This window comes from Brevibacterium sp. UCMA 11754 (genome assembly GCF_021532275.1).
Taxonomy (GTDB): Bacteria; Actinomycetota; Actinomycetes; order Actinomycetales; family Brevibacteriaceae; genus Brevibacterium.
The window spans coordinates 1-5,373 of the sequence record NZ_JACBOT010000027.1; the positions used below are offsets into that span (position 1 = coordinate 1).

The 5,373-nt window shown below is 58.4% G+C and carries 6 protein-coding genes and 1 pseudogene; 3 read left to right on the top strand and 4 right to left on the bottom strand.

The genetic code is table 11. From position 1 onward, the window contains the following. From HX613_RS15045 to HX613_RS15055, 4 genes and pseudogenes are all read right to left on the bottom strand, one after another. Positions 1 to 666: pseudogene (locus tag HX613_RS15045) on the bottom strand (integrase catalytic domain-containing protein); the annotation flags it as partial. Positions 667 to 1,302: 636 nt separating this feature from the next. Next, positions 1,303 to 1,692, bottom strand: a complete 390-nt coding sequence (locus HX613_RS23070; protein WP_442862608.1) for a TRAP transporter large permease subunit — start codon at positions 1,690 to 1,692, stop codon at positions 1,303 to 1,305. After that, entirely contained in the window at positions 1,605 to 1,856 is a 252-nt protein-coding gene (locus HX613_RS15050; RefSeq protein WP_235346064.1) for a hypothetical protein, read from the bottom strand. Before HX613_RS15050 ends, HX613_RS23070 begins: the two co-directional genes overlap by 88 nt. A gap of 213 nt (positions 1,857 to 2,069) precedes the next feature. Beyond that, a complete protein-coding gene (locus HX613_RS15055; RefSeq protein WP_235346065.1) occupies positions 2,070 to 2,657 on the bottom strand; it encodes a TRAP transporter large permease subunit in 588 nt (195 codons plus the stop codon). A gap of 823 nt (positions 2,658 to 3,480) precedes the next feature. Here HX613_RS15055 and HX613_RS15060 point away from each other — a divergent pair. The 3 genes from HX613_RS15060 to HX613_RS15070 all read left to right on the top strand — a co-directional run. Further along, positions 3,481 to 3,720, top strand: coding sequence for a hypothetical protein (locus tag HX613_RS15060; protein ID WP_235346066.1), 240 nt, complete (start codon positions 3,481 to 3,483; stop codon positions 3,718 to 3,720). Beyond that, complete coding sequence (locus tag HX613_RS15065; protein ID WP_235346067.1) at positions 3,690 to 4,538, top strand: MFS transporter; 849 nt, start codon at positions 3,690 to 3,692, stop codon at positions 4,536 to 4,538. The genes HX613_RS15060 and HX613_RS15065 overlap by 31 nt, the downstream gene beginning before the upstream one ends. A gap of 519 nt (positions 4,539 to 5,057) precedes the next feature. Further along, on the top strand, positions 5,058 to 5,373 hold a 316-nt coding region (locus HX613_RS15070), incomplete at its 3' end, for a hypothetical protein (RefSeq protein ID WP_235346068.1).

Here is a 5,373-nt window from a genome sequence, read left to right on the forward strand (position 1 = left end):
CAGGATATTCGTATGCGCGTTGTTGCGCACGGTACGGGTAAACGTCCACCCCGTATGGAAATCGGTGAGATTGAGTGTCCTAGCGAATTCCCCCGATTCGACGGGACCGCAGTGGGCGACGGTATCGCCTTCGAAGAAGCCGGGTTCGTCTTCGACGTCGTCACCGGCGCGGCGGATCGTGATCGCTGAACGCAGCAGGCTCCCGGGCTTCGTTGTCGAGATCCCATTGATTGCGTCTTTGGCCCGTGTGGGCCCCAGGTACCGGTCGATCGTGGCTGGGCTCATTTGCCAGCAGTTCCTTGCGCACCGTTGTGGTGTAACGATCCTGACGAGGACGAGCTCGTGATGGGCTTCGAGGAGATCGAGGAGGATACGCATCGTCGCGTGAAGGTATTTCCGCACTGGCCGCCCGAGATCGCACACACGCTGAAGGATCTTCACTGCGTCATAGGAGTATTTCCTGGACCGGGGCTTCCGGTGCTGTTTCGTCACCTGTCTGCCTGGTCCTGGCGGGTGCTTGGCTGCCTGGGTCAATCGCCGTCGAGCATTGTCGCGAGTCCAGGCGGTCACCGCGACGACCTCTTTGAGAACAGCCCCTTTGTTCTTCTTCGAGGCTTTCTTGTATTGCCTGGCGTATTTCGTGGTGATCTCTGCGCGAGTCGCCATCGACAGTTCACTCCCATAGCTTCCGAGGGTCCACCATTTCGCGGCAAAAGTATATGAGGCACCGAGGGTGGCATCCGGGCTGTCTATCTGAGTCTTGCCGTCCTATTGAAAATGTGTACATGCGTTTAGATTGTCACCTGCACCTACTCTGCCAGGCACGAGCCCTCCCGAAGCGGAGGACCTATGTCAAGGCAGGGCCCCTCTCGGAACGGAGGACCTATGTCAAGGCAGGGCCCCTCTCGGAACGGAGGACGCGTGCTTGACAGAGCCCGCAAACGGGGTCAGTCGGACGTGTCCCATTTCAGTACATAGGCGATGGCGAACCCTGCCAAGCCGGTAATTGCTGCGCAGGCCGTAGTCGGCGCGAAGAGTACATCCATGGCGCCTGAGACCAGCGTCTGCTGAGCAAAGAGCGCACCGGCAATTGGGTTAGCACAAGTACCGTTCCCAAAACGAGGAATGCTACGAGCGTGATCTTGAAGAGCAGAAGGAGCAGCCACGCCAGAAGCGCGCGGATCCCGGTTGGCGTGGTGTCATCCTGAGAAGAGTTCTCGGACATTGTCGGACTCCTTGTTCGAATCTGTAGGTATGGTCAGTTGATGGAGAACGTCAGTCGAGGCTGATCGTTCAGGTTGTTCAGGCGATACTGAAGATCGGTAGCAGGCCGAGTGCGACCAGTGAGCCCAAAATGATGGTGGGTATCACGAACCAGAGAATGAGTCTGACGAACAGCTTTCCCGGATCGACTCTACCCCCGATGACGGAGACGATATAGATCGGTGCTGCTCCAGGAGGGGAGCAGCCTTCGGTTGCGGAGAACAGAAGCACAGCCACTGCAGCAGGGACCGGGCCAGCTCCAGCTGCGGTCAGCGCCGTGAAGGCAACCCCGCCGACTGCGGCAATGGTTGCGGTTGACGTCAGTGGCGCTGCTAGCAGGACTACCAGCGAGCCGACAGCAAGTGCGACGACGAGGCCAGCGCCTCGATTCTGCTCATGAATACCGCGAGGTCTTCCGAGAGTCCCAATTCGCCCAGCGCACTGGCAGCGGCGAAAGCGAAGAACAGCGTCGCACCGACGAGAGAGTATTGGGGGGCAACTTTATCGAGTAGCTTGTTCCAGCTCTTCGCCGACCGAGGCAGGTGCTTGCGCCCACCATCAAGCAGGCCAGAAGGATCATGACCGGGATCCACACGATGATACTGATTGACTCAAAGGTCTCTGCTCCCAGGCGTCCAGTGAGCCAATCGGCTCCCGGGCCGACCGTCAGCAGCAGAGGGACGGCGATGCCAATGTAGATGAACAGCACGAGGTCCATCCTTGGCGAATGGCCGCCTTGAACGGCTGGATGTCAGCCCGTTCGACCTTGTCGACGCCGTAGATGCGGATCCATATAGTGACAACGATCAGTCGGTACAACAATGCCCAAGCACCGCCGCAGAAAAAGACCGATGAACAACTGATCTGCTGCAACGAACGGAGCGACGCGGCCGAGCCGAGAAGCACGAACTCGAGGACGAGGGCGGGAAGCTGGGGCCGAGTCCGGAGCTTCCGGCGACCAACGAGGCCGCGATCTCCGGTTTCCAGTTGGATCTGGTCATCCACGGGATCGTCACTGATCCGACCGCTGCGGCGTTCCCTGATCCGGAACCGGAGATCGTGCCGAATAGCGCAGATGCCACTGTGGACACATACCCCGCTCCGCCTCTGACGCGGCCGAAGACAGAATTGAGAATCTCCACCTGCTTCTCCATGAGCCCCAGCTCTTTGAGCATGAAGCCCATGAATATGAACGCTAGTGCGGCGAACACGACCTGTTCCTGCAGCGCATCAACTATGCCGGTACCAAGGATCTGGAAGAAGTCTTTGCCGCCGAACAAGCAGACGACGACGAAGCCCAGCAACATGGACTCGCCGATATTGCGTTTGATCACCACGTTCCACACGATGATGAAGGCCAAGTAGGCAACCATTGCCCAGATGGAAAGGGACATAGAGAGTAATCCTGTCGGTCGTCGATGCGAACAGAGCAAAGCTGTCGAACACCCGCTGAATGAGATCGGAAGCCCAGTGCGCAATCAAGGGCAGGGTCGAGTGCATCCGTGCACTCAAAGCTCTGTCGATGGTGTTGGCCCGGTGTCAGCTTCTCCTTTGAGCGGTGTCGAACCTTGCGATCGCTTCGCAAATCTCGTCATTGGAATTGCTACAGGCAAGTCAAACAGTGCCCAGTAGAGATTGTCAACAATACTGCAAGCAAAGTTAGTAACAATACCCCGAGGGTGCGCAGCTGGCTCATGGTCGCTCCATGTCCTGCGGGGTTGACGCGCAGGACCCAGGGGCAGACGGATCCTGCTCGCGGACCGACTGAAGATCGCATGCGGATCTGTACTCGAGTTCTATGTTAACAAAAATGTTGACAATCATAACCTGTTTGTAGATTATTGAGAATGTTCAGTTTCCAATGAGGGGGTTCCATGACAGAGTCGTCACCTACGCCGCAGCAGGGACCGCCCCCTGTCGTTGTCGACGACGAGGGGCGTCAGCTGACGCTGAGTACAGTTGAGATGCGCAGAATCTTGGCGTCGAGCTTCATCGGATCTGCGATAGAGTTCTATGACTTTCTCCTCTACGCGACGGCATCGTCAATCGTCTTTGCTCTCTCTATTTCACCGGATTCGGCAGCGGAAGTTTGGCGGTATTCGCTTCATTCGCGACTCTTGCTGCAGGCTATTTGGCTCGGCCGCTCGGAGGAGTGATCTTCGGGCACTTCGGCGACCGACTCGGTCGGAAGAAGACCCTGTGCTTTCAATGATCATCATGGGAAGTGTTACCGTCATCGTCGGACTGATGCCTCCTGCATCGATGATCGGCATCATTGCTCCGATCTCTTTGTTGGTCCTCCGGGTGATTCAGGGCATCGCTGTCGGCGGTGAGTGGGGTGGCGCTGCGCTCATGGCGCTGGAACATGCACCAAGGCAAGCGGGATTTGCCGCGTCATTCGCCAATGCCGGTGGCCGGCCGGGGCTGTGCTTGCGACTGTCGTCATGTCTGTCATGACCGTGCTCACCGGCGATCAGTTCGTTGTGTGGGGCTGGAGGATCCCGTTCCTTCTCTCTGCGGTGCTCATCGTCGTCGGCCTGGTGATCAGGTTGAAAGTGTCGGAGTCGCCGGTGTTCCAGACGCTCGAAGAAGAACATGACCGTCGACGGATTCCGATCTTCGATGTGCTATGCAACCATCTGAAGCCTGTTCTCATCGGCTTGGCAGTGGCTGTGAGCGTGTACACGACGCAATCGCTTGTCACGGTGTGGGGAGTGTCCATGGCTGTCGATGCGGGCGAGGACAAGACGTGGGTGCTGAACTGGAAGGCCGGTGGCTCCCTCATCATGATTCTCACCTGCTTCGTGTCCGCACGCCTGAGCGACAGGATCGGTAGGGCGCGCATGATCTTCATCGCCTGCTTGGTCGTTGCGGCTTCTGCATTTCCCATAACGTTTCTTATCGGATCGGGTCGCATCGAGATGTTCTCTGTCGCGATTCTTTTTGGACAGGGAATCGTTCAGGGGCTCATCTACGGTCCGATCTCGGCATATGTGGCAGAGCTGTTTCCAGCGTCTGTGCGCTACACGGGCGCGTCCGTCGCCTACCAGGGAGCAGCGGCTCTGGGCGCAGGAATCACTCCTATGCTCGCTTCGGCTCTTATGCTGCTTCCGTTCGGAGGTCTGTGGTGGGTCGGCACAATTTGGGCGCTGGTTGCTCTGTTCGGTGCCCTGGTCGTCGCGCTTCATCAAACCGCGATAGATCCCGAGAACAAAGTCCGGGCACGCTCTCAGCATTGGAATCGACCACTATCGCCTGAGACGCTCATTCTGTGAGGCGACTCGCCCGGGTTCAGAGTAGACTGAGCCCGGGTGATTTCGCATTGAGGCTGGCGACTAACGAGGACCCGCGACTCCCCCAATGAGCGAGAGTCAGGGGTGCCTGAACTCCTCCCCCGGGCGACTACACGGCAAGGTATCGTACTCTCCATCATTTCCTTAGCACCACCAATAGCCAATTCAGGATCTGCGGGAGGGCAACAGACAGGGGTGCAAGCCCTTGAAGGATGGCACTGGATCCTACAGATTGTGGAGAGCCGGTGAGTTGGCCTCCGCACGACGAGGAATGCGGATCAGACGCTCATCATCGATCTCGAGACCGCCACGGTGCCAGCGTTGTTCGTTCCGGCCGCGGTCCTCCATAGTGCTTGAGGATTTTGACAAGTTGGTGAGACAGATGCCGTCTCATGCTTGTGTCACATCTCAGGTCAGCGCGGTGCTCCTCTGACAAGTTCCGCTAGACCCTACAATGCTGATCTCATCGCGATCATCCCCTCGCGCGGCGACAATGGGGACATGAGCAATCACCAGATGATCGAGATTCGAGGCCCCGCGTGCACAACCTGGCGAACATCGATGTCGACGTCCCATTGGGTTCGCTGGTCGGTATCGCCGTGTGTCTCCGGTTCGGGCAAGTCGTCCCTGGCGATGGGAGTCCTGTACGCGGAAGGCTCTCGGCGCTACATCGAAGCGCTGTCCACTTACACGCGCCGCAGGATGAGCCAAGCGCCGCGTGCCGACGTCGACCGGGTCAGTCACGTGCCTGCCGCTCTGGCTCTGCGACAGCGCCCGGCATCCCCGGCGTCAGATCGACCTTCGGCACGTCCACCGA